Below are 22202 nucleotides of genomic sequence, written 5' to 3'. Positions count from 1 at the left end.
CTAGGCGCGGCTGCGCGGGACGACCAGCCCCGTTTCATACGCGGCGACCACCGCCTGGGTGCGGTCGCGCAGGCCGAGCTTCGTGAGCATCCGGCTGACGTGGGTCTTGACCGTCTCCTCCGTGACCACCAGGCGGGCGGCGATCTCCGGGTTGGACAGACCCTCGGCCACCAGGCGCAACACCTGGGTCTCCCGCGGGGTCAGCGCCGACAGCGCCGCCGGGTCGGGTGCCGATGGACGGTGTTGGCGGGCGAACTCGCTGATCAGCCGGCGGGTCACGGTCGGCGCGAGCAGGGCCTCCCCCGCCGCGACCACCCGAACCGCGTCGAACAGCGACTCCGCGCGCACGTCCTTGAGCAGGAAGCCGCTGGCGCCCGCGCGGATCGCGTCGTAGACGTATTCGTCGAGGTCGAACGTGGTCAGGATGAGCACCCGCGGGTGTGCCGGCGACGCGGTCAGCAGCCGGGTCGCCTCGATGCCGTCGACGCCGGGCATCCGCACGTCCATCAGCACCACGTCGGGCGTCGTGGCCGCGCAGACCTTCACCGCCTCGGCGCCGTCGGCGGCCGTGCCGACCACGGTGATGTCGGGCTGGGTGGCCAGCAGGCCGGCGAACCCGCCGCGCACCACCTCGTGGTCGTCGGCCACCACCACGCGGATCATCGGTCCTCCTGGGCTGAGGTGGGCAGCGTGGCCTCGACGACGAAGCCGCCGGCGGCGGCACCGCCGGATCCGGTACGCAGTTCTCCGCCGACGGCCGCGGCCCGCTCGCGCATCCCGGACAGGCCGTGCCCGCCGCCAGAGCCGGGCGGCGGACCAGGGCCGTTGTCGCGGATCCGCAGGCACAGCGCGTCCGGACGATAGGTGATCTCGACGTCGACCGCCGCGCCGGGTGCGTGCCGGCGGGCGTTGGTCAGCGCCTCCTGCACGATCCGGTAGGCGGCCAACTCCACGCCCGGGTCCAGCGGCACCGGCGCACCGCTCAGGATCAGCCGGGTGCCCGCGCCGGACGCGTCGCGGGCCTCGTCGAGCAACTCGGTCAACTCGCGCACGCCGGGCTGTGGGCGCCGGTCCGGGACACCGACGTCGGCATCGGAACGGAGGACCCCCAGCAGGCGGCGCATCTCGGTGAGCGCGGCGCGAGCCGTACCCCCGATGGCCAGAAATCTCTGTGCGCCCGCCTCCGGCAACCCCGCGGTCGTCAGCCGCGCGTTCTCCGCCTGCACCGAGATCATCGAGATGTGGTGTGCCACCACGTCGTGCAACTCCCGGGCGATCCGGGCCCGCTCGCCGCGCGCGGTGTGCTCGACCAGCGTCCCGGCGAACGCGTCCTGGGCCGCCAGGTGTGCGGCGTCGGCCCGGCTGACCCGACGCGCGGCGCCGGCCAGCACGCACATCGGCAACAGGCCGGCCAGCACCACCGCGGCCGGGAAGAAGAACGCCAGCACCAGGTAGGGCAGGCCGAGCGGCACCGCCACCCCGAGCGCACCCCGGCGGCCGACCAGGTAGCCGGCCACGAGTTGGGCCAGCAGGCCGGTCACGATCGCCAGCCGGAAGCCGGCCAGCGAGAGCACCGACGCGGCGGTGATCAGCAGCGCGCCGGCGGTCGGGTTGCGCAACGCCAGCGGCGCCGTCGACGCCACCGCGAGCGCGCCGACCACCACCAGGAACTGCGTGGTGACGTCTGACGACGCGGAGCGGGCCAGCACCTCGACGAGCGCGGCCACCGCCAGCACGGCGGCGGCCGCGCGCCGGGTCGCGGGCGGGGTCACGCTGCCATTCTCGCCGCCGGCCGGCGCGGGGTCGTCCCTCGCACCAGGGATGCGCCTGCCCCTCCCGCCAGGGATGCCGAAAATGGCTCCCACGCGGGACGACCCGGAGCGCCCCAGTTCGTAGCGTGACGTGTCATGGAAGCCACCATCGAGGTCACCGACCTGCGCAAGACGTACGGGTCGACCGTGGCGCTGGACGGGATGACGTTCACCGTCACCCCGGGCCGGGTTACCGCGTTCGTCGGGCCCAACGGCGCCGGCAAGTCCACGACCATGCGTGTCGTCCTCGGTCTCGACCGGGTCGACGCGGGCACCGCGCTCATCGGGGGCCGGCCGTACCGCAGCCTGCGCACGCCGCTGCGGCACGTCGGCGCGTTGCTCGACGCATCCGCCCTGCATCCGTCCCGCAGCGGCCGCGACCACCTGCTCTGGCAGGCGCATTCGCAGCGGCTCGGCGGCAAGCGGGTCGACGAGGTGCTCCGGCTGACCGGGCTGGCCGACGTCGGCCGGCGTTCGGCGGGCGGCTACTCGCTCGGCATGCGGCAGCGGCTGGGGGTCGCCGGCGCGCTGCTCGGCGACCCGCCGGTGCTGATGCTCGACGAGCCGTTCAACGGGCTCGACCCGGAGGGGATCCGGTGGATGCGCGGCTTCCTGCGCGCGCTCGCCGCCGAGGGTCGCGCCGTGCTGGTCTCCAGCCACCTGATGAGCGAGTTGCAGGACACCGCCGGCCACCTGGTCGTGGTCGGCCGCGGCCGGGTGGTCGCCGACACGAGCGTCGCCGACCTGATCGCGGCGGCCTCGGGCGACCGGGTCACCGTGCGGACCGCCGCCCGGACCGAGGCGATGACCGCGCTGGCCCGCGAGGGCGCCACCGTCGCGGTGACCGAGCGCGACACCCTGACCGTCGACGGGCTCCCCGCCGACCGGGTGGTGACGGTGCTCAGCGGGGCCGGCGTCCCGTTCTCGGAAGTGGCCGCGCACCGGGCAACGCTGGAAGAGGCATACATGGACCTGACCCGCGACGCCGTCGAGTTCCGCGCCGAGCCGACGGAGGTCGCGCGATGAGCGGGTTCGTCGGGCTCCTGCATGCCGAGCTGACCAAGTTCCGGTCGGTCCGCGGCTGGGTGATCGGCTGCGGGCTCGCCGTCTTCCTGATGCTGCTGTTCGCGGGGCTGGCGGGTGCCGGCAGCAGCCACACCGGCGGAGGTCCCGGTCGCGGCAAGGCACCGGTCGGGCCGGACGGCCTTCCGGTGCTCGACGGGCTCACCCTCGTGCACCAGCCGCTCGACGGCGACGGCACGCTGACCGTGCGGGTCGCGTCGCTGATCGGCTCCGAACCACCAACGGGCGCGCCCGAAGGCGCCGCGCCCACCGCGCCGGACCGGCCGGCGGCGCCGGCGCCGGGACCGGCCGAGCCATGGGCCAAGGCGGGCCTGATCGTGAAGTCGAGCACCACGCCCGGTTCGGCCTACGCGGCGGTCATGGTGACCGGTGGGCACGGGGTACGCATGCAGCACGACTACATCCACGACAAGGCGGGGCCGGCCGACGCGCGCTGGCTGCGGCTGGTGCGAACGGGCGGGACGGTCACCGGGTACGCGTCGGCCGACGGCACCGCCTGGACCGAGGTCGGCACCGCGTCGCTCGCGGCCGGCGACGCGACCGCCGGGATCTTCGTCGCCACGCCCGGGCACGAGGAGTTCGAACAGTTTCTCGGCGGCTCCAGCAGCATGGGCGGCAAGGTCATCGCGACGGGCACGTTCGACAACCTCGCGATCAGCGGCGGCCGTCCGGGTGCCGACTGGGTGACGGCCGACGTCTCCAGCGCCAGCGACCCGCAGGCGCCGCCGGTGGTCTCCACCCGCACCGGCGACACGTTCACCGTGCAGGGTTCCGGCGACGTCGCGCCGACCACCGGCGCTCCGGGGCCGAAGCTCGAGCAGACGCTGGTCGGCAGCTTCGCGGCGCTGACCGTCGTGGCGGTGCTCGGGGTCCTGTTCATCACCACCGAATACCGGCGCGGCCTGGTCCGCGTCACGTTCACCACCACACCGGGCCGGATCCGGGTGCTCGCGGCCAAGGCGGTCGTGCTCGGCGCGATCACGTTCGTCGTCGGCCTGATCGCCTCGACCGGCGCCCTGCTGTTCGGCAAGGCGATCCTCGGCGGCGACGGCTATCCGGCGCCGATCGGCACGCAGGTGCGCCTGGTGGTCGGCACCGCCGCCCTGCTCGCCGTGGCGGCGGTCTTCGCCCTCGCGATCGGCACCATCCTGCGGCGGGGCGCCGGAGCGGTGGCGGCCGTCGTCGTGCTCATCACGCTGCCCTACATCCTGTCGGTGGCGGCGGTGCTGCCGGCCGTACCCGCGCAATGGGTGTTGCGGTTGACCCCCGCCGCGGCGTTCGCGGTGCAGCAGACACTGCACGTGTGGCCGCAGGTCTATCAGGCCTACACGCCGGCGTTCGGCTATTTCCCGCTGTCGCCGTGGGGCGGTTTCGCGGTGCTCTGCGGCTGGACGGTGGCCGCGCTCGCGATCGCCGCCGTGCTGCTGCGCCGGAGGGACGCATGACCGCCGCGTTGCACGCCGAGTGGACCAAACTGCGCACGGTGGCCGGCCCGTTGTGGCTGGTGATCGGGGCGGCGGTGCTGACGGTTTCGCTGAGCGCGGCGGCGGTTGGCGCGGCGAAGTGCCCGGCGGCGGGGTGCGGCCAGGACGCGGTCCGGACCACCCTGACGGGCGTCCAACTCGGCCAGGCGATCGTCGCGGTGCTCGCGGTGCTGGTGATCGGCGACGAATACCGCCACGGCCTGATCCGCACCACGCTCGCGGCGGTGCCGTCGCGGGTGACGCTCCTGGCCGCGAAGGGCGTGGTGGTCGCCGGCGCGACCCTGGCGGCGGCGATCCCGGGGGTGCTCGGCGCCTACCTGGCCGGGCGGCTGATCCTGCCCGGTCGCGGGTTCACCGCCGCGCACGGCTATCCCCCGCTGTCGCTGACCGACGGGGCGACACTGCGGGCGGTGTTCGGCTCGGTGCTGTATCTGAACCTGGTCGCTTTGTTGAGCCTGGGCCTGGCGGCGGCGGTACGCGACGCACCCACCGGGGTGGGCGTCGTGCTCGCGGTGCTCTATCTGGCGCCGGTGCTGATCACGGTCGTCTCGGACCCGGACTGGGAGAAGCGGTTGCGGCAGCTCACCCCGAGCGACGCCGGGTTGTCGATCCAGCACACGGTCGGCGTCGCGGACCTGCCGATCGGGCCGTGGGCCGGGCTCGGAGTGCTGGCCCTCTGGGCGGCGGGGGCGCTCCTGCTGGGTGGGGCGCTGCTCCGCCTACGCGACGCGTAGTTCGCGTTCGCGTCCGCGGGCCGGAGCGGGCCTGGCTCCGGTGCGCGGCAGTGAGCGCTTGCGGCTGGCTAGCGGATGCGGAGCTTGCGGCCCGGCCGGCGGCGTTCGCGGTAGAGGAGACCGGCGCCCAGGGCAAGCAACGCGACGCCGGCCGTCGCCAGCGGCGTGTTCAGGGCGTCGCCCGTGGTGGCCAGCGCCTGCGGCGCGTCGGGCGGGCCGCCCGGGCCGACCCGGAAGCTGCGCAGCGGCGTCGTCTCGGCGGCCCCGTTGGCGCTGGTGCCGGCGGCGTTCAGCGTCCAACTGCCGGGCGCGAGCCCACTCAGCGCACACGACCAGGTCCCCGCATCGCCGACCGCCGCGTCGCAGGACGCCACGTCGATGCTCGGGCCGCTGCCGGCGGCCGCGGTGACGGTCACGGTGGTGCCGGGCCGGGCGGCGCGGCCGGAGACCAGAAGGTCGGCGCCCGACGCGGTCGCACCGCCGACCGGCGTGGTGATGTCGACCGCGGAAGCCGCGCCCCCGGCCAGCCCGAGCGCGAGTGCGGCGGCGCCGAGGCCGACCGCCGTACGCAGGAGAATCATGTGTTGGGCACCTCTCCCGGGAGGTTGGCGGCGTCCTGGAGCGCCGCGGTCACGACGAGCCGCCGGTCGTTGTCCCATTTCGGTTCGCAGGTGGTGAGCGTGAGTGCCGCGGCGGTGGCCCGTTCGCGCGGCGAACCCGGCACGGGCGCGAGCACCTCGACCGCGGTCGGCGCGACCACCCGCGAACCGGTGACGGCGTAGGTGAAGGTGCGCGGCCCGTACTCGACGATCACCTCGTCGCCGGGCGCCAGCCGGTCGAGGTCCCAGAACAGCCCTTTGCTGCGGTGCCCGGCGACGGCGAAGTTGCCGACCTGGCCGGGCAGCGCGGTCTGCGGGTAGTGGCCGGGCGCGTCCGCGATCTCCGCCGGGTCGACGCCTTCCACGACCGCCCAGTGCAGGCCCAGCTTCGGGATGACGAGTCGGGCGAAGGGTGCGCCGATCGCCGGCCGGGTGACGGTCGTCGGCAAGCGCGCGTCGAGGGCCCGCTGGGTGGCCGCGAGGTCGGGAGCGCGCCAGGTCGGCGGCGCGCCGGCCAGGGCGAGCAGGACCAGCCCGGCGCCCACCACGGCGCTGCCTGTCCACCGGCGGGCGATCACACAATGGACGATAGGCACGAACGGCGTTCAACCGGGCCAGAATGCCGATACCGGGCATCGGTCCGCCGACCCGGCAGGCGAATCTGAACGTTCGGCTACCTCGCCGGGGCAGCCGAGATCATCGATGTCCGCGTACGGTGTGGATCTTTGTCACCTTCGAAAACGGGGACCACATCATGGATGTCAGCGACAGCACCTTCAACGCGTACGTCATCGCGCTCGCGGTGTCCGGCGTGATCCAGCTCGTCATCGCCGGGGTGGGCTTCGGCGCCGGCAAGGGCATGCGGGTCCTGAGCGGCCTGTTCGGCGTCGGCTTCCTGGCGTACGCGTTCTACCTCGCCTTCATCTTCGACGGCGGCGAGTTCCGGATGTTCGTCTATGCGTTCATCGCGCCGATCCTGTTCATCGTCCAGCTCGTCCGCGCGCGCGGTGAGCGGGCGAAGCAGGCGGCCTGATCCGACCGCGGCCGGCGCGCGTCCCAACCGGACGTGCGCCGGGCTCCGGTCAGCGCAGCGCCGACCGCGGCGTCGGCGCGAGGCGCAACAACGTGACGGGACCGCCGACGGCCTCGGCCCGCGCGGCGAAGGCGTCGAGGTCGGCCGCGGAGTCGAGGCGGGCGAACCAGACGAACAGGTCCTCCCCCTCGCGCACCGGCAGGGCCGGGAAGGTGTTCGGCTCGTGGATGGTCTGACAGGTGCCGAGCACGGCGGCACCGAGCCGGGGGCGCACCTCGCGGGCGAAGTGGTCGGCATAGTCGGCCACCGCGTCGCCCTCGAGCGCGTGCAGCCCGGCGACGAACACACTGGCGGACGGGACGGCAGCGTCGCGCGGCGCGTACCCGATGAAGGGTTGGATCGCCCGCATGAGCAGCACGTTGTCGGAATCGATCATGGTGGCGTTGGCGGCGTCGCGGTGTTGCTTCCAGACCGGGCCGGAGTAGAACGCGGTGAGGGCGGTCTGGCGGTCGGTCATCGACGGGAACTCGCGTAGCCAGACAAACCGGTCGTCACGGTCGAGATCGCGGAACTGCCCGACGATCCGGGCGCCGTCGGCCTCCTGCGACTCGACGAGGTGCTCGTCGAAGAGGGCAACCAGCGTGTCCCGCCCACCCGGCACGAGGGTGTATTGCCGAAGCTCCACAATCGTCACGCCGATGACCGTAGTCCCTTGATCATTCGGGCCAGTTCCAGGCCCAGGAACAGCAGGGGTACGACCAACCAGAGCTGCCGCACCGAGTAGTAGCGCAGCGTCGCCGGCAGGTCGACGCCGGTCAGTTCGCGTTCGAGCGCGCCCGGGGCGACCAGGGTCAGGGCGTGCACCGCGAGCGGCAGGTAGTTGAGGCCGGCACCGAGCACCCAGACGCCGAACACGACCGGTCCCGGTGGGCCGCCGCGCAGGATCAGGTAGAGGCCGAGGGCCAGACCACCGACCAGCCCGAGCAGGAACTCGCCCAGGATCAGCCAGCGGCGCCAGGCCACGCCGATCGAGCCGTACATGTCGACGGCGGCGAGCTGGCGAACGTTCACGCCCGATCCTCCGTCCACTATGGTTATCGACCGGTCGTGCTGAAGTGTTGGTAGTCCGGGTTGGCGCCGCCGACGTTCCATTTCCAGCCTACTGCCGCGAACGCCTTGACCAGGACGCCGCCCTTGACGGCCATGCCGGGTCGGTAGGGCGAGCGGTCGACGAACGGTCGCCCCTGCGGTGGCAGGACCTCGTCATTGAAGAGGTACGGGTTCTCCACCGGGTTGATGTCGATCGCTTTCCCGTACGCGTGCACCGACCACGACGGTTTGCCCGACGAGACGGCGTTCCGGCAGTTGAACGCCGACGTGTTGTCGGCCGCCATCGACTTGTCGTCGCTGCCGCCGTAGGCGGAGACCGGCTCCAGCCCGCGGATCGGGAAACGCTTCGCGAACAGCGTGCGGAACACCTTCGTCACGTCGGCGGCCACGGTGCGGTGCACGACGATCGTGCCGGTGTGCGGCTGGTCGTCGAAGCCCCAGTAGCTCAGCCGCACCTGGCGCAGGTCGGCCGGGCCGACCGGGCAGCCGGCGTGCCAGCTCGCGCCCAGCTCGGCGGCCGTGACCGGGCTGGTCCTGGCGGCGAAGACAGCGGCGGCTTCCGCGCTCGCGGACGGCGATGGGCTGGCCGACGGAGCCGGCGGCGGCGACCACGTCACGGGTTCGGCCGGTCGCGCACCGCAACCGGCGAGAGCGAGGGTCACCGCCAGCACGAGGAGCCGGTAGGGTTTCGACCGCAGCATCGTCCATACGATACGGATCGGATTTACGTGAGCGCAGTGCGGCGGTCGGCCGTGGCCCTCCTGGCAGTCTTCGCCCTCGCGGCCTGTGCCCAGCCGGTCACCGGCGACCAGGTCGACGGGCAGCCGGCGGCCGCAGCCACCGACGGCGTGGCCCGCGAGCAACTCGCCCGCCGGGCCGACCTCGCACCGACGCCGCACGCGACGCGCCTCGCGCGGCCGACCCAGAAGCCGACGACCAAGGCGACCTCGCCGAGCAACGACGCGGCGCGGCTGCGCACCCTGCCGAGCACCACCAAGCAGGTGATCGTCGTCAAGGCCAACGGCTACGGCACGAGCACCGGCACGCTCCAGGCGTTCGCCAAACAGGGCAACACGTGGAAACCGGCGTTCGCGGCGATGCCGGCGCGGTTGGGCACCAAGGGTTTCAAGGACAGCAAGGTCGAGGGCGACCTCACGACCCCGACCGGCGTCTACTCGTTCGGCGGCACGATGTATGGCATCGCGGCCAACCCCGGCGTCAAGTTCGGCTACCACCGCTTGGTGGAAAACGACTGGTGGAACGAGAATCCGGCGACCGCCGGCTACAACTCGTTCTTCCACGGTGCCAACCCGGGCGGCGCGAGCGAGGCGCTGTGGACGGTCAACCCGCAATACCGCTACTTCGCCGTGATCAACTACAACACGCCGGTCAAGAAGGCGACCCCGCCTCGCGGCAGCGGCATCTTCCTGCACGTGATGGTCCCGGGCCATTCGACCGCCGGCTGCGTCTCGCTGGCCGAGTCCGATCTGGTCAAGGTGCTGCGCTGGCTCGACCCGGCGGCCAAGCCACGGATCGTGATGGCACCGGCAGCGGAGCTCGACCGCTACTAGGTCACTCTCAGCGAACTGTCAGCTTCGCCTGGTAGGGTCGCCCGGCACGGCCGCATTCTCCGATGTGGAGCAATCGCCGAGAAGTGTTGTGCCGCAAGGGCTCCGCTTGATTCAGAGCATGCGACCGACTCTCATTTCGACACCAGGAGATACGACACGTGGTCTTCAAGAAGATGTTGGGCGCCCTCGGGGTCGGCGGGCCCAGCGTCGACACGGTCCTGTCCAATCCCAACACCCGCCCCGGTCTGCCGCTGAGTGGCCAGGTCAACCTCACCGGTGGCACCAGCGACGTCGAGCTCGCACACATCACGGTCGGCCTGGTCACCCGCGTCGAGGTGGATGCCGGCGGCGGCGACCACGCCGCGCTGGGCGAGTTCCACCGCGCCGCCGTCGCGGGCCGCACCCGGCTCGCGGCCGGCCAGCAACTGTCCATCCCGTTCCAGGTCGACATGCCGTGGGAAACCCCGGTCACCGACGTCTTCGGGCAGCGGCTGCACGGTATGACGATGGGGCTGCGCACCGAGGTGGCGATCGACCGCGCGGTCGACAAGGGCGACCTCGACCCGATCGCGGTGCACCCGTTGCCGGTGCACGAGCGCATCCTCGAAGCGTTCAGTGGGCTCGGCTTCCGGTTCAAGACCGCCGACCTGGAGTATGGCCGGATCCACGGCGTGCACCAGACGCTCCCGTTCTACCAGGCGATCGAGTTCTGGCCGGCGCCGCAATACGGGCACGGCATCGCCGAGGTCGAGCTGACCTTCGTCACCAACCCGCACACGGTCGAGGTGGTGCTCGAGTTCGACAAGCGCGGCGGCATGTTCACCGGCGGCCACGACGCCTACGGCCGCTACACGGTGCCACACTCACACGCCGAAACGGCCAACTGGGCCCAGGTCGTCGACGGCTGGGTCCGGCAGGCGCTCGACCAGCGCCAGTCGTTCTACGCCAGCCACGGCGGCGGCCACCACGACATGCCCGGCCAGCACGGCATGGCCGGTCACGGCCACGGTCATCGCGGCGGCGGGATGGGTGGCGTCGTCGCGGGCGCGGCCCTCGGCGTGGCCGGCGGCCTGGTCGCGGGCGAGATCATCGAAGAGGCCTTCGAAGACGACGGCGGCGACTTCGGAGATTTCGGAGAATAACCGGATCCGCGGGGGCGGCCCGGTGCGGGCCGCCCCCGCTCCGGCTCGCCGGCGGCGCCGGCGGGCGGCCAAGCCGGCGGGCGGCCAAGCCGGCGGGCGGCCAAGCCGGCGGGCGGCCAAGCCGGCGGGCGGCCAAGCCGGCGGGCGGCCAAGCCGGCGGGCGGCCAAGCCGGAAGCGGCTGGCCGAGCCGGCAGAGCCGGCGCCCATCCGCGCCAGCCTCAGCCCAGTCCGAGCTCCCGCACCGCCCACTCGCGCATCTCGACCTTGCGGACCTTGCCGCTGATCGTCATCGGGAACGACTCGACCACCCGCACGTAGCGCGGCACCTTGTAGTGGGCCAGCTGCCCCTGGCAGAACTCGCGCACCTCGTCGATCGTCAGGTTCTCCCCCGGGTCGCGCAGGGTCACGCAGGCCATGACGGCCTCGCCGTATTTCTCGTCGGGCACTCCGATCACCTGCACGTCGGAGACCTTCGGATGGCGGTAGAGGAACTCCTCGATCTCGCGCGGATAGACGTTCTCGCCGCCGCGGATGATCAGGTCCTTGATCCGGCCCACGATGTTGACGTAGCCGTCGGACCGCATCGACGCCAGGTCGCCCGTGTGCATCCAGCGGGCCGCGTCGAGCACCTCGGCCGTCTTCTCGGGCTCGTCCCAGTAGCCCAGCATCACCGAGTAGCCCCGGGTGCACAGCTCCCCCGGCTCGCCGCGGCGCAGGGTCACGCCGGTCGCCGGGTCGATGATCTTTACCTCCAGGAAGGGCAGCACCCGGCCGACCGTGCCGGTGCGGGTGTCCAGGTCGTCGTCGACGCGCGTCTGGGTGGAGACCGGCGACGTCTCGGTCATGCCGTAGCAGATCGACACCTCCGACATGTGCATCCGGTCGACGACCTTCTTCATCACCTCGACCGGGCACGGCGAGCCGGCCATCACCCCGGTGCGCAGGCTGCTCAGGTCGTAGTCGGCGAAGTCGGGCAGGTCGAGTTCGGCGATGAACATGGTCGGCACGCCGTAGAGCGAGGTGCACCGCTCGGCGGCCACCGCGGCCAGCGTCGCCGCCGGCTCGAACGACGGCGCCGGGATCACCATGCACGCGCCGTGCGACGTGGCCGCCAGGTTGCCCATCACCATGCCGAAGCAGTGGTAGAACGGCACCGGAATGCAGATGCGGTCCTCTTCGGAATAGCCCAGCAACTCGCCCACGAAATAGCCGTTGTTGAGGATGTTGTGGTGCGAGAGCGTGGCGCCTTTGGGGAAGCCGGTCGTACCCGAGGTGTATTGGATGTTGATCGGGTCGTCGCTGGTCAGGGTGGCGGCCCGGGCTTCAAGATCAGCCGAGGGCACCCCCAGAGCCACCAGGTCGGTCCACGAAGGATCATCGAGATAGACGACGGTGCGCAGTGCGGGGCATTCGCCGGCCACCGACTCGACCATCTCGCGGTAGTCGCTGCCCTTGTGCGTCAGGGCCGAGACGAGCACGGAGATCCCCGACTGGCGCAACACAAAACCGACTTCATGCCGACGGTACGCGGGATTGATGTTGACCATGATGGCGCCGATCGCCGCGGTCGCGTATTGGATCAGCACCCACTCCGGCCGGTTGGGCGCCCAGATGCCGACCCGGTCACCCTTGCCGACTCCGGTCGCGAGCAGCGCCCGGGCCAGTTCGTCGACATCGGCGGCCAACTCGCGGTAGGTCCACCGGCGCCCGCTGGGCACATCGACCAGCGCGTCGCGGTCGGGAAAGCGGGCGACGGTGCGGGCCAGGTTCTGCCCGATGGTGTCGGCCAGCAACTCGGTGTCGGACGGGCCACTGGCGTAAGCGAGCTGCGTCACACCGGCACGTTACCGCGTTCCCGTCACTCCACGCGCGGGCTGCTCTTCTTGCTCACGCCCAGATCGAGGATCACCGGCAACCCCGGTGCGTTGAGCGCCTCCCGGGCATGCGCCAAGGCCTGCTGCTCGATCCGGTCGCGCACCTCGGCGACCCGGGCGTCGGCGGTGAGGCTGACCCGCACACCGAGTTTCGGCTGGATCGCGTCGCCGTAGACCCGGACCTTCGCGTCGTCGACGCCGCGATAGCCCTGGATCTCGTTGGTCAACGCGTCGCGCAGCGCGGTCGCGCCGAGCGTCGTGCGCGCGCTGCCGTCGATCGAGAGGTCGTGGGTCTTCGTCGGCCCGCGCAGCACGGCGATGAGCCAGAGCAACGCCAGCACGCCGAGCACCGTGGCCACCGCGGCCGCGATCGGCCAGAACCACGTGCTGTGGCCGCCGATCCACGACACGGCCGGGTTCTCCAGCAGGGTCCTTTGCGGGAAGCCGCTGGCGAACAGGCCGGTGTTGGCGGCGATGATCGCGCCCCCGATGGCGAGGAAGCAGGCGGCGATGACGATGAGGACGATCCGGGTGATCCGGTCGGCGTGTCCGCGTAGCATCACCGCTCCTTCGCCGTGTCGAGCTTGACGCTGATCCGGGGTGGTCGGCGCAGGTGCAGCGCGTCGACCGCCCGGTGGGTCGCGGCGGCGACCGTCTCGGTGGTGGTGCCCTCCGACTGCTCGGCCCGCCGGCGGGCGTCCACCGTCACCTTGTTGCCGTGCAGTGCGACCCGGGCCCGGCTGATCCCGTCGATGTCACCGACCGCCTGCTGCACCGTGCGCACCACGCTGTTGCGGTCGATCGCGGCGTCGATCTCGTCGTCGGCGCCGCGTACCCGCAACCGTGGCTTCTTGCGCGGAATGAGCTGAAGCGCGAGCAGCACCAGACCACCCAGGACACACAAACCGCCGATGACGCGTACGCTCCGCGAGTCCCAGGTCCGGCTGCCCATCCAGTCGTAGATGCTGTGCCAGTTGACGATCGCCGGCCCGGCCCCGGACCGCTCGAAGATCAGCTCGACCACGATCAGCAGGGCCAGGAACATGAATCCGAGCGCGAAGATGATCGCCAGGATCCGGTTGGCTTGTCTCATGTCAGGACACTCCGTCGACGACGAGGTCGGTCACGGAAATTCGCACCCGTGCCACGGTCAGCCCGGTCCAGGCTTTGATCCGGTCTTCGACCGTGTCCCGGATCCGCTCGGTGACCTCGCTGAGCGAATCGGGCCAGCGGACGCTGATCGCCATGTCGACGTAGACCACCGACGCGTCGATCTGCGCGTTGACCTTGGGTGGAGCGGCGAGGTCGGAGGCGCGGATGCCCATATGCCCGGCGCCCGGCATGATGCTGCCGAACACCCGCGGCGCGGCCGCACCGGCGCGCGGCGTCTCGTAGACCGCCTGCGCCGCGAGCTTGGCCACCACCCGCTCGGAGATCACCACCCGGCCCAGATAGTCCGGGTCCTGGCGTCTCGTCGGAGGAGGCGGGGGCGGAGGCGATGCCACCGCGACACTCGGCTCGGTCGCCGGCGTCATCCTCGGCTCCTCCGCGGACACCGGTCGCTCGTCGGTCACTGGTTGCTCCGCACCACGTTGCTTCGGCCCACGTTGCCGCGGCCCGCGTTGCTCCGCTGGAAGCGGTCGCGCAGGGGCTGCATCGTGGCGCCGACGTCGATGCTTCCGGTCACGACCTTGGTGACGCCGTAGCCGACCAGCGCGAACAGGCCGACCAGGGCGAGGTCGCCGAAGTTTCCGAACGCCACGGCGAAGCCGAGTGCGACTCCGATCGCCGTACCGAAAATCGTCTTGGTCATTGCTCTCAACCCCTCGTGGCTGGCTCCGTGATATCGGCGACCACGATGTCGACCCGGTGCCGGCCGACCAGCGGCGGTACCGCCGACCAGACCTGCTGGGCCAGCTGCCCGACCGTCGACCCCCATCGGAGCCGCACCTGGATGGTCACCACGTCGTCCTCAATCCGGATCCCGGTGACCCGGCGCCGGGGAAGATACGTGGCAGCACCCGCTGGTGGACCGTCGACGAGCGCGTCGACGGCCGGGCAGTCTTCCGCGGCGGCCGCGAGCCTGTCGACGTCGACACCGTCGATCGTGGCGTCGACGTCGGTCATCGGTTGCGCCGTCATGACACCCGTGACTCACCGCTACGGCCGGTGGTGGTGCTCGAGCTGAGGCTGCCGCTGCCCTGGCCGCTGCTCATGCCCTCAGGGTCGTCGGGCAGGTGCACGTCGTTGATGTTGACGTTGACCTCGATGACGTCGAGCCCGGTCATCCGTTCGACAGACGACTTCACGTTGCGCTGGATGCCTCTACCCAGCTCGTTGGCCGACACCCCGTACTCCACCACGATGTCGAGATCGACGGCGGCCTCGTTCTGGCCCACCTCGACCCCCACGCCCTGGCCGGAGCTCGCGGAGGCGCCGGGAATGATGTCTTTCATCGCGCCGACGGTCCGGGCCGTGCCGGAGCCCATCGCGTAGACGCCCGACACCTCCCGGGCGGCCATCGCGGCGATCTTCTGCACGACACCGTCGGCGACCGTGATCTGGCCACCGTTGTGCCCGCCGCCGCGAAGGTGCTGCTCGGCGGAGCCCTGGTCGGTTCTACTGGCAGTCTGCGTCATCACTACGTCCTGTTCGTGAGGATTGATGACAGGTTGTGCGATGACAGTTGACTTACCGTAATCGTTGCTGTTAAACCACCAGATTCCTCTCAACCCAGAAGATCGGCGGCTACCGAATCGACCACTTCGGGGCGGATCTTGGCCAACGTCCGCACCACCGCGGTCCAGCCGGTCAGCGTGAGCGCCTGCGCGAGGAATGGCCCCGCATCGCCCGGATCGACGGTCTCGGCGATGGCCAGAAGGGCCCTCGCCTGTCCGTCGGGCCCACCGGCGCCCCGGGCCAGCTCCGCCGCCCGAGCCGGCTCCCCCGCCGCCGCGGCCGCCCGGACGATCTCGGTGACGGCACGCTCCCGGGCGGCGGGATCGACGATCCGTGCGGCGAGCGCAGCCGCGTGGGTGAAGTCGCCGCCGTTCGCGGCCCGCGCCGCGAGCGGGGCCAGCGCACGGGCCTGTTCGTCGGCGTTGTCGACCAGTTCGGCGAACGCCGCCGCCCGGTCCAGGTCGCCGTCGCGCGCCGCGAGCCGGATCAGGTCGGCCACCACCGGCCCGCCGTGATAGATGTCGGCGACCCGGGCCGCGAGCGCGAGCGACAACTCATGGTCGCCGGCGGACGCCGCGGCCCAGGCGAGCCGAGCGGTCTGCTCGCCGGGTTCGTCGCCGTCGGCGTCGCTGCCGAGGTCGACCGCGCGGTCCAGGTCGTCGGCGCGCAGCGCGGCCCGGATGAGCTCGGCGAACAGCTGCGAGCGCAGGAAACCCTCGTCCATCGACCGCGCCAGCTCAGCGGCGAAGTCGAGGTCGCCACCGAACATCGCGGCGCGCGCCACCTCGCCGACCAGGTCGTCGCGGGCGACGCTGGAGACCGAGCCCGCGATGCCGGCCGCCCCCGCCAGGTCGCCCGCGTCCATCGCCTGGTGGGCCAGTTCGACGAGAATCCCGTCGCGCGCGGTGTCGCCAGGGACCATTTCGGCCAGGAGCCGGGCCCGCTCCCGGTCGCCCAACCGGATAGCGGACGCCGCGCGGGCCTCGATGCTGGCCTCCTGCCACATCGGATCCTGGATCGCCCCGGCCACCCGGGCCGCACGGCTGTCCTCTTCCCGGGCGGCGGCCGCATCCGCGAGCTGCGCCAAGATGTAACCGCGATGGGACGCGTCACCGATCGCCGCGGCCAGCCGTTCCGCGCGGTCGAGGTCACCCGCCTCGATCGCGAGGTCGACCAGCGTGCTGACGGTGTAGTTCTGCTGATCGCCAACCCGGACCAGGAGTGCCAGCTCGAGGGCGCGTTCGTGGTCGCCCGCGGTCGCGGCCTGCCGGGCGAGCCCCGCGTGCAGCAAGCTGCGGTCGCCGGGGTCCGGAATACCGGCGACCGCCGCGTCGGTCTCCGCCCGCAGCACGCCGGCGAGCTCGGGGTCACCGGCCGTGGCCGCGACGGCGGCCAGGGATTGCAGGTTGAGGGCCCGGTCCGTCAGGTCCGCGCTCGTGCGCGCGAGCGCGATCGCGCGGCGCAACGGGTCGCCGCCGGCCGTTGCCGCCGCAACGGCCAACGCCATCACGGCGCCGCCGTCGGCCGCCGCACCCGCGACCGTCGATCGGCCCAGGGCTTCCGCCTCGGCCGCGACGGTTGCCGCGCGGCCGAGGTCGCCGGCCTCCGCGGCGACCCGGGCCAGCACCGCCAGCGCCTCGGCCCGCAGGCTCGGGTCGCTGATCCCCTCCACGATCTCGGCACCGACATCCACCTCGCCGGCCTCGACCGCGCTTCGCACCAGCTCGGCCAACCCGCGGGCGCGCTGCCACGGGTCGACGATCGACTCGGCGCGGACCCGCGCTGTCGACCGGTCGCCACGGTCGAGGGCTTCCCGCACCAGGGTGAGCAGCTCGGCGGCCTGGTCAACGGGATCGGTGAGACGCGCGGCGACGGTGGCCGCCCGGTCGGTGTCGCCGGCCTCGGCCATCGCCCGGACCAGCGCACGCCAGGCGAGCGACCGGCTGTCCACCTCGGAGATGCCGTCCGCGAATACTTCGGCCCGGGCGAGGTCACCCGCCTCGATGGCGAGTTCCACCAGCGCACCGAACGCGGCGGCCCGGTCGGCGCGTTTCCCCGCCGCGAACGCGAGTCGCTCGGCCGCGTCGCGGTCCTCCTTGGCGGCCCTGCGCACCAATTCGGCGACGGCGTCGGCCCGGTCGTCCGTCAGGTCCAGCTCGTCGAGTAGGCGAAATGCCGCGTTGTAGGCCTCGCGGCGGATGGCGAGCCCGGCCAGGGCACCGATCGTGTCGGCCCGCTGCCGCCAGCCGCCGATCATCGCCGCCAGTGCGGCGGCGCGGTCGTAGTCACCCCCGGTGGCGACGTGCCGCGCGAGCTCGTCGAGGGCCTCAGCCTGCTCGGCCTCGTCGTCGATGGCCGTCGCCAGCTCGGCCGCGTCGGCACCGCGCCCGGCCTCGATAGCGGCGCTGACCAGCGCCCGGAGGGTCGAGGTGCGCGACCTCGGGTCGGCGATGGCGTCGGCGAACGTCAACGCTCCGGCGACGTCGCCGCTGCGCAGGGCGGCGTGCGCCAGCCGATCGAGCGCCCGGGTCCGACCACCCGGATGGATCTGGCCGGCCAGACCCGCGGCCCTGTGGTGGTCGCCCCCGGCCCAGGCGGCCTCGGCCAACCCGCTCAAGGTGCGTTCCCGCGTCCGCGGGTCGTCGATGGCCAGCGCCGCGTCCTCCGCCGCCGCCCGGTAGGCCTGTTGCGCCGCCGGGTCGCCTCGCCGGGCGGCGGCCGCGGCCAACTCGGCGAACGCCTTCGACCGGTCTTCGGCCGCGGCGACCTCCCCGACCAGTTCGGTCGCGGCCCGATGCCGGCCGGTCCGCGCCGCCGCCTCCGCCAACTCGGCGAGGGTCGCGGACCGCGAATCCTGATCGGTGATCTCGAGCGCCAGAGCGGCGGCCTGCTCGGCGAGCAGCGCGGCGCGTTCGCCGTCGGTGATGGCGTAGGCCAGGTCGGCGAGCGCGACCGCCTGCCGGGCCGGGTCGGTGATCGACCGGGCCAGCGCCTCGCCCCGCGCGACCTGACCGAGCCTCGCCCAGACCGCCGGCAGCAGGGTCGGCAGGTTGGCGTTCCGCCGCGACAGATGGTCGCGCTGGACGGCGACCCGGAGCAGGGCCGCCAGGTCCGGCTCGCGAGCCGCGACGATCAGGTCCTGCGCCGCCGTGACCTCGACCTGGGCCAGGTTGTCGGCGCCGGTGACGGCCAGCATCCGGTCGTGCCGCACCTCGTCGGTCGCGAGCGCGACCAGCCGCCGGGTGTCACCCGCCGCGATCAGCAGACCGGGGTAGCCGCGGAGCAGGTAGTCGGACGTTTCGGCCGGCCACCCGGCCGCGCGCACGCCGTCGGCCCAGGCGTGCAACCGGCCGCGGTAGTCCGACAGCCGCCGCTCACCCAGGAACGCCATCGCCGACCGCTGGAGTTCCTCGTGGCCGAGCACGTAGACCGGCGCACCGGGCGCCGCCCGGGTCGTGAACGTGCGCCCGGACACGGCGTGCAACGCATCCTCGATCTGCCACGACGGCACACCGGTCAGGGCGGCCAGATCCGCGCCGGAGAGCCCACCGCCGGCCGCCGTCAGCAGGCCGAGCAGGTCCTGCTCGGCCGCCGTCCCCCGCAACAAGCGCTTGAGCTCGCGCTCGGCCTCGCGCCGGACGTCGCCCGCGTGGGGCGACGTGGCGAGGGACCGGACCACCGCGGGATCGCGCAGCGGGTGGTCGCCCGGCACGTCGGCGGGCACCGGCGGGTGCAAGCGGCCGGACACCACCACCCGCAGCCCGTCGGCCGGCCGTGCCGGCAGCAGCCCGGCGATGCTGTAAGCGTCGTCACCCGCGACGACACCGCGGTCCTCGTCGAGGCCGTCGACCACCAGCACCAGCCGCTCGCCCTGCCGCTCGCAGGCCCGGGCCGCCTCGGCGAGCAGCCCGAGCAGGTGCGCGTCGCGGGTGGCCTCGGTCAGATACGCCGGCAGCGCCTGCCCGAGCAGCTCCGCGAGCTGCTCCAGCACGACCGCGACGAAGGCCGCGCGGTCGTGCTGGCCGGCGAGGCGCGCGGTCACGAAGAACGAGACGATCCGCACGCCGGGCGGCGGATGCAGCACGAAGGTCGACATCAGGGCCGACTTGCCGGACCAGGCCGGCGCCCGCCACCAGGCGTAGGGGCCGCCGTCGGGCGCCGTGCAGAACGCCGCCAGCTCCGCGAGCTCGGCGTCGCGGTCGACCAGCGTCGCCGGTGCGATCTGCCGGACCTGCTCGAGATAGGACGAGCGGACCTCGGGAGCCGTCACAAAGGTGTTGTGCTGAACGTTGTGGGAACCGACCTGGACGCCGCGCGCGTGGCTGGCGTCGACCGGCTCAGAAGGTGTTGTGCTGTGTGTTGTGGTCACCCACCTGCACACCCTTCGCGTCGCGCAGGTCGATCCGCGGCCCTTCGGTGAGGCGCAGCAACCGCTCGGCCGCCGCCAGCACCGCCGCGTCGTCGGCCACGCCGCTCGCGGCGAGCTCGTCGGTCGACCACACGCCAGGTGCGGTCTCCACCGCGTCCAAGGACCCCATCCGCCGGGCGACGGCCTCGCGCAGCGCGGAATAGGCGTCCTTGACCGCCGTGCTGACCGTGTCGGTGAGCCCAGCGGACGCACCCGCGGCGAGCGCGGCGGCGACGAGTTCCACTCCACTCATGGCCACCAGGGTAAAGCCACAGTGGTCGATCGCGGCGTGTGCACGGCATGGTCACGGGCGGTTCGGGGAACATGACCCCATGGCCAGGTATTCGCTCAACAAGGACGCCGTGCGCAAGGCGCGGCAGCTCATCGACGCGAAGCAGTACGTGCTCAACAGCGACTGGGGTGTCGTGCAGCCGCGGGCCGACGACGAGAACTCCTATCTCGAGAAGCACTCGTGGGCGGAGCTGTCCGAATGGCACCTCGGGCTGACCGAGGGCGCCGCCGACGAGACCAAGGCCCGCTACGCGTTCGTCTACGGTGACCTGCGCCGGCTGCACCGCAGCGGCCTGATCGCGGTTGTCTACCGGGCCTCGTCGTGGAAGCACAAGGAGGTCGAGTTGGCCGCGCACGACCTGCTGCAATACCTCGACAAGGTGACCGCCTGATGGAGCGCGAGCTGCGCCGGCTCGCCGCGGCACACGGGGTGGTCACCGCCTACGACGCGGCCGACGGCCACCGGGCCCAGGTCGATCGGGACATCGTCGTACGCGTGCTCGGCCTGCTCGATGTCGACGCCACCAGCCCGGCCGCGATCAGGCACGCGCTGCAACAAGCCCCGGCGAGCGACCGGCTGCCGCCGACGATCGTGCTCCGCGAGGGCGACACGCGTCCCCTGCCCGGGCCGGGCACCGTATCGCTCGAAGACGGCAGCACCCGCGGCGTCGGGCCCGACCTGACCGGGCTGCCCCTCGGCTGGCACAAGCTGGCCTGCGGCGGCCAGGAGGTCACCGTCGTGGTCGCGCCGAGACGGCTCCGGCCACCGCCACCCGCCTGGGGCTGGATGCTCCAGCTCTACGCGCTACGCGGCGCGGCCTCCTGGGGCCTGGGCGACCTCGGCGACCTGCGCGAGTTCGCCGGCTGGGCCGCGGACACCGGCGCCGGGCTGGTGCTGCTCAACCCGCTGCACGCGATCGGGCCCAACCACCCGGTGCAGGCCTCTCCTTATTCACCGTCGAGCCGCCGGTTCGCCAACCCGCTCTACATCCGGGTCGCCGACACCGCCGCATACGGCTCGGCCGACGCCGCGCTCCGGGCCAAGGTCGACGCCCTGCGGCCCGACGACGGTGAGCTGATCGACTACGACGCGGTCTGGCAGGCCAAGCGGACCGCGCTCGAACTGCTCTATCCCCTGGCGGCCGTGCAACCCGCCAACCCCGATCTGGAGACGTTCGCCACCTACTGCGCGCTCGCCGAGCAGCACGGCACGGACTGGCGGCAGTGGCCGGCGGAGCTGCGCAGTCCCGACAGCGCGGCGACCGGGCGGGCCCGCGACGCGTACAAGGAAAGGGTCGGTTTCTTCGTCTGGTTGCAGCAGCTCTGTGACCAGCAGCTCGCCGCGGCGGCCGAAGCGGCGCGCGACATGCCGGTCGGGATCGTGCACGACCTCGCCGTCGGCGTCGACCCGGGTGGTGCCGACGGCTGGCAGCTCGGCGACGTGCTCGCGCAGGGTGTCCGGGTCGGTGCCCCGCCCGACGCGTTCAACCAGCTCGGGCAGGACTGGGGGCTCGCCGCCTGGCGGCCCGACCGGCTGGCCGCGACCGGTTACGCCGCCTACCGCGACATGCTGCGCGCCCTGCTCCGGCACGGCGGCGGGCTGCGGGTCGACCACGTGGCCGGATTGTCGCGGTTGTGGTGGATCCCGCCGGGCGCCGGCGCCGCCGAGGGCACCTACGTGCGCTACGACGCCGACGCGATGTTCGGCATCCTGGCGCTGGAGGCGCAGCGGGCCGGCGCGGTGGTGGTCGGCGAGGATCTCGGCACCGTGCAACCGTCGGTGACCAGGGCGTTGCGCGGGCGCAACATGCTCGGCTCGACCGTGTTGTGGTTCACCCGCGACGGCGAGACGTTCATCCCACCGCAGAAGTGGCCGCGTACGGCGCTGGCCTCGGTCTCCACCCACGACCTGCCGACCGCGAAGGGCTTCCTGACCGAGGAGCACGTGCGGGTGCGCGCGCGGCTCGGCCTGCTGGCGACCGGTGAGGCCGCGGAACATGAACGGGCGCAAGCCGACAAAGAGGCTCTGGTCAGCATGTTGCGGTCAGCCGGGCTGTTGTCCGAAGAGGACGATGACGCGATCATCACAGCCTTGCACGCCGCTCTGGCGGCCAGCCCGGCCCGGTTGATCGCCGCTTCGCTCTACGATGTCCTCGGCGAGACCCGCCAGCCCAACCTGCCGGGCACGACCGACCAGTACCCCAACTGGCGGCTGCCACTGCCGCTGCCGCGGGAGGAGATCCAGGACCATCCGGGAGTACGCGCCATCGCGCGCCTGCTGGCCGCCGCGCGGCCACGGGACTGACGGGATCAATTGGGTAAAAGTGGTTTGCAATCGCCCGAACGGGGCACCCGCGTCAGCACGGACGGCGGCCCACCGGG

General features: G+C 72.5%; 24 protein-coding genes. 8 read left to right on the top strand and 16 right to left on the bottom strand.

What is annotated here, in order from left to right:
- Together DFJ67_RS32110 and DFJ67_RS32105 are read right to left on the bottom strand one after the other, a co-directional pair.
- Complete coding sequence (locus DFJ67_RS32110) at positions 1–663, bottom strand: response regulator (protein WP_116071948.1); 663 nt, start codon at positions 661–663, stop codon at positions 1–3.
- Positions 660–1772 (bottom strand): sensor histidine kinase, encoded by a 1113-nt coding sequence (locus DFJ67_RS32105; protein WP_203783982.1) that lies wholly within the window; start codon positions 1770–1772, stop codon positions 660–662. Before DFJ67_RS32105 ends, DFJ67_RS32110 begins: the two co-directional genes overlap by 4 nt.
- 135 nt (positions 1773–1907) lie before the next feature.
- Here DFJ67_RS32105 and DFJ67_RS32100 point away from each other — a divergent pair, with 135 nt between their 5' ends.
- From DFJ67_RS32100 to DFJ67_RS32090, 3 genes are read left to right on the top strand one after another with little or no spacing between them, the layout of a single operon-like run.
- Positions 1908–2837, top strand: coding sequence for an ATP-binding cassette domain-containing protein (locus DFJ67_RS32100; protein ID WP_116071946.1), 930 nt, complete (start codon positions 1908–1910; stop codon positions 2835–2837).
- Positions 2834–4339, top strand: a complete 1506-nt coding sequence (locus tag DFJ67_RS32095) for an ABC transporter permease subunit (protein WP_116071944.1) — start codon at positions 2834–2836, stop codon at positions 4337–4339. The genes DFJ67_RS32100 and DFJ67_RS32095 overlap by 4 nt, the downstream gene beginning before the upstream one ends.
- Positions 4336–5112, top strand: coding sequence for an ABC transporter permease (locus tag DFJ67_RS32090; protein ID WP_116071942.1), 777 nt, complete (start codon positions 4336–4338; stop codon positions 5110–5112). Before DFJ67_RS32095 ends, DFJ67_RS32090 begins: the two co-directional genes overlap by 4 nt.
- Positions 5113–5180: 68 nt before the next feature.
- Here DFJ67_RS32090 and DFJ67_RS32085 read toward each other — a convergent pair whose 3' ends face one another.
- Positions 5181–5693 (bottom strand): LPXTG cell wall anchor domain-containing protein, encoded by a 513-nt coding sequence (locus tag DFJ67_RS32085; RefSeq protein ID WP_116071940.1) that lies wholly within the window; start codon positions 5691–5693, stop codon positions 5181–5183.
- Positions 5690–6289, bottom strand: coding sequence for a sortase (locus tag DFJ67_RS32080; RefSeq protein ID WP_170216079.1), 600 nt, complete (start codon positions 6287–6289; stop codon positions 5690–5692). Before DFJ67_RS32080 ends, DFJ67_RS32085 begins: the two co-directional genes overlap by 4 nt.
- Positions 6290–6465: 176 nt before the next feature.
- On the opposite strand from DFJ67_RS32080, the gene DFJ67_RS32075 reads away from it, so the two are divergent.
- Positions 6466–6744, top strand: coding sequence for a hypothetical protein (locus DFJ67_RS32075; RefSeq protein WP_147315681.1), 279 nt, complete (start codon positions 6466–6468; stop codon positions 6742–6744).
- 49 nt (positions 6745–6793) lie between these two features.
- Here the strand turns inward: DFJ67_RS32075 and DFJ67_RS32070 are convergent, their stop codons facing one another.
- The 3 genes from DFJ67_RS32070 to DFJ67_RS32060 are packed head-to-tail and all read right to left on the bottom strand — an operon-like array spanning position 6794 to position 8555.
- Positions 6794–7438, bottom strand: coding sequence for an NIPSNAP family protein (locus DFJ67_RS32070; RefSeq protein ID WP_239097417.1), 645 nt, complete (start codon positions 7436–7438; stop codon positions 6794–6796).
- Positions 7435–7815: a hypothetical protein gene (locus DFJ67_RS32065; protein WP_116071932.1), complete on the bottom strand. Its 381-nt coding sequence runs from the start codon at positions 7813–7815 to the stop codon at positions 7435–7437. Before DFJ67_RS32065 ends, DFJ67_RS32070 begins: the two co-directional genes overlap by 4 nt.
- Positions 7816–7838: 23 nt before the next feature.
- On the bottom strand, positions 7839–8555 hold the full coding sequence (locus DFJ67_RS32060; RefSeq protein ID WP_116071930.1) for a M15 family metallopeptidase: 717 nt from the start codon (positions 8553–8555) through the stop codon (positions 7839–7841).
- Between the two features lie 27 nt (positions 8556–8582).
- Between DFJ67_RS32060 and DFJ67_RS32055 the strand changes: the two genes are divergently transcribed.
- Positions 8583–9425, top strand: coding sequence for a L,D-transpeptidase family protein (locus DFJ67_RS32055; protein WP_147315680.1), 843 nt, complete (start codon positions 8583–8585; stop codon positions 9423–9425).
- Positions 9426–9583: 158 nt separating this feature from the next.
- On the top strand, positions 9584–10567 hold the full coding sequence (locus DFJ67_RS32050; RefSeq protein ID WP_116071926.1) for a sporulation protein: 984 nt from the start codon (positions 9584–9586) through the stop codon (positions 10565–10567).
- Positions 10568–10786: 219 nt separating this feature from the next.
- Here the strand turns inward: DFJ67_RS32050 and DFJ67_RS32045 are convergent, their stop codons facing one another.
- From DFJ67_RS32045 to DFJ67_RS32005, 9 genes are all read right to left on the bottom strand, one after another.
- Positions 10787–12403, bottom strand: a complete 1617-nt coding sequence (locus DFJ67_RS32045) for an AMP-binding protein (RefSeq protein WP_116071924.1) — start codon at positions 12401–12403, stop codon at positions 10787–10789.
- A 23-nt stretch (positions 12404–12426) separates the two neighbouring features.
- Positions 12427–13002, bottom strand: a complete 576-nt coding sequence (gene amaP / locus DFJ67_RS32040) for an alkaline shock response membrane anchor protein AmaP (RefSeq protein ID WP_116071922.1) — start codon at positions 13000–13002, stop codon at positions 12427–12429.
- Positions 13002–13535: a DUF6286 domain-containing protein gene (locus DFJ67_RS32035; RefSeq protein ID WP_116071920.1), complete on the bottom strand. Its 534-nt coding sequence runs from the start codon at positions 13533–13535 to the stop codon at positions 13002–13004. The genes amaP and DFJ67_RS32035 overlap by 1 nt, the downstream gene beginning before the upstream one ends.
- Before the next feature lies 1 nt (position 13536).
- Positions 13537–13977 (bottom strand): Asp23/Gls24 family envelope stress response protein, encoded by a 441-nt coding sequence (locus DFJ67_RS32030; protein ID WP_170216078.1) that lies wholly within the window; start codon positions 13975–13977, stop codon positions 13537–13539.
- A gap of 35 nt (positions 13978–14012) precedes the next feature.
- Positions 14013–14255 carry a hypothetical protein gene (locus DFJ67_RS43415; protein ID WP_211333978.1) on the bottom strand — a complete coding sequence of 81 codons (243 nt, stop codon included), beginning with the start codon at positions 14253–14255 and terminating at the stop codon, positions 14013–14015.
- Positions 14256–14260: 5 nt separating this feature from the next.
- Entirely contained in the window at positions 14261–14569 is a 309-nt protein-coding gene (locus DFJ67_RS32020; protein ID WP_116071916.1) for an Asp23/Gls24 family envelope stress response protein, read from the bottom strand.
- A gap of 11 nt (positions 14570–14580) precedes the next feature.
- The gene (locus tag DFJ67_RS32015; protein ID WP_116071914.1) at positions 14581–15081 is read right to left on the bottom strand and encodes an Asp23/Gls24 family envelope stress response protein; all 501 of its coding nucleotides are present in this window, start codon (positions 15079–15081) and stop codon (positions 14581–14583) included.
- An 89-nt stretch (positions 15082–15170) separates the two neighbouring features.
- The gene (locus DFJ67_RS32010) at positions 15171–19391 is read right to left on the bottom strand and encodes a P-loop domain-containing protein (protein WP_116071912.1); all 4221 of its coding nucleotides are present in this window, start codon (positions 19389–19391) and stop codon (positions 15171–15173) included.
- Positions 19392–19458: 67 nt separating this feature from the next.
- Positions 19459–19782: a hypothetical protein gene (locus DFJ67_RS32005; protein ID WP_116071910.1), complete on the bottom strand. Its 324-nt coding sequence runs from the start codon at positions 19780–19782 to the stop codon at positions 19459–19461.
- A gap of 79 nt (positions 19783–19861) precedes the next feature.
- Here DFJ67_RS32005 and DFJ67_RS32000 point away from each other — a divergent pair, with 79 nt between their 5' ends.
- Positions 19862–20212 (top strand): hypothetical protein, encoded by a 351-nt coding sequence (locus DFJ67_RS32000; RefSeq protein ID WP_116071909.1) that lies wholly within the window; start codon positions 19862–19864, stop codon positions 20210–20212.
- Positions 20212–22125 carry a 4-alpha-glucanotransferase gene (malQ, locus tag DFJ67_RS31995; RefSeq protein WP_116071907.1) on the top strand — a complete coding sequence of 638 codons (1914 nt, stop codon included), beginning with the start codon at positions 20212–20214 and terminating at the stop codon, positions 22123–22125. Before DFJ67_RS32000 ends, malQ begins: the two co-directional genes overlap by 1 nt.
- Positions 22126–22202 lie beyond the last annotated feature (77 nt).

Source organism: Asanoa ferruginea, assembly GCF_003387075.1.
In the GTDB taxonomy this organism is placed as follows: domain Bacteria; phylum Actinomycetota; class Actinomycetes; order Mycobacteriales; family Micromonosporaceae; genus Asanoa; species Asanoa ferruginea.
The sequence above is the reverse complement of the archived record's forward strand: the minus strand, read 5'-3'. Positions and strand labels throughout refer to the sequence as shown.

Bases quoted from the DNA above. Each gene is read 5' to 3' on its own strand.
- DFJ67_RS32015 (WP_116071914.1), bottom strand. From the start codon at position 15,081: ATGACGCAGACTGCCAGTAGAACCGACCAGGGCTCCGCCGAGCAGCAC.
- DFJ67_RS32030 (WP_170216078.1), bottom strand. From the start codon at position 13,977: ATGACGCCGGCGACCGAGCCGAGTGTCGCGGTGGCATCGCCTCCGCCC.
- DFJ67_RS32005 (WP_116071910.1), bottom strand. From the start codon at position 19,782: ATGAGTGGAGTGGAACTCGTCGCCGCCGCGCTCGCCGCGGGTGCGTCC.
- DFJ67_RS32060 (WP_116071930.1), bottom strand. From the start codon at position 8,555: ATGCTGCGGTCGAAACCCTACCGGCTCCTCGTGCTGGCGGTGACCCTC.
- DFJ67_RS32100 (WP_116071946.1), top strand. From the start codon at position 1,908: ATGGAAGCCACCATCGAGGTCACCGACCTGCGCAAGACGTACGGGTCG.
- malQ (WP_116071907.1), top strand. From the start codon at position 20,212: ATGGAGCGCGAGCTGCGCCGGCTCGCCGCGGCACACGGGGTGGTCACC.
- DFJ67_RS32090 (WP_116071942.1), top strand. From the start codon at position 4,336: ATGACCGCCGCGTTGCACGCCGAGTGGACCAAACTGCGCACGGTGGCC.
- DFJ67_RS43415 (WP_211333978.1), bottom strand. From the start codon at position 14,255: ATGACCAAGACGATTTTCGGTACGGCGATCGGAGTCGCACTCGGCTTC.
- DFJ67_RS32020 (WP_116071916.1), bottom strand. From the start codon at position 14,569: ATGACCGACGTCGACGCCACGATCGACGGTGTCGACGTCGACAGGCTC.
- amaP (WP_116071922.1), bottom strand. From the start codon at position 13,002: ATGCTACGCGGACACGCCGACCGGATCACCCGGATCGTCCTCATCGTC.
- DFJ67_RS32095 (WP_116071944.1), top strand. From the start codon at position 2,834: ATGAGCGGGTTCGTCGGGCTCCTGCATGCCGAGCTGACCAAGTTCCGG.
- DFJ67_RS32000 (WP_116071909.1), top strand. From the start codon at position 19,862: ATGGCCAGGTATTCGCTCAACAAGGACGCCGTGCGCAAGGCGCGGCAG.
- DFJ67_RS32085 (WP_116071940.1), bottom strand. From the start codon at position 5,693: ATGATTCTCCTGCGTACGGCGGTCGGCCTCGGCGCCGCCGCACTCGCG.
- DFJ67_RS32110 (WP_116071948.1), bottom strand. From the start codon at position 663: ATGATCCGCGTGGTGGTGGCCGACGACCACGAGGTGGTGCGCGGCGGG.
- DFJ67_RS32035 (WP_116071920.1), bottom strand. From the start codon at position 13,535: ATGAGACAAGCCAACCGGATCCTGGCGATCATCTTCGCGCTCGGATTC.
- DFJ67_RS32075 (WP_147315681.1), top strand. From the start codon at position 6,466: ATGGATGTCAGCGACAGCACCTTCAACGCGTACGTCATCGCGCTCGCG.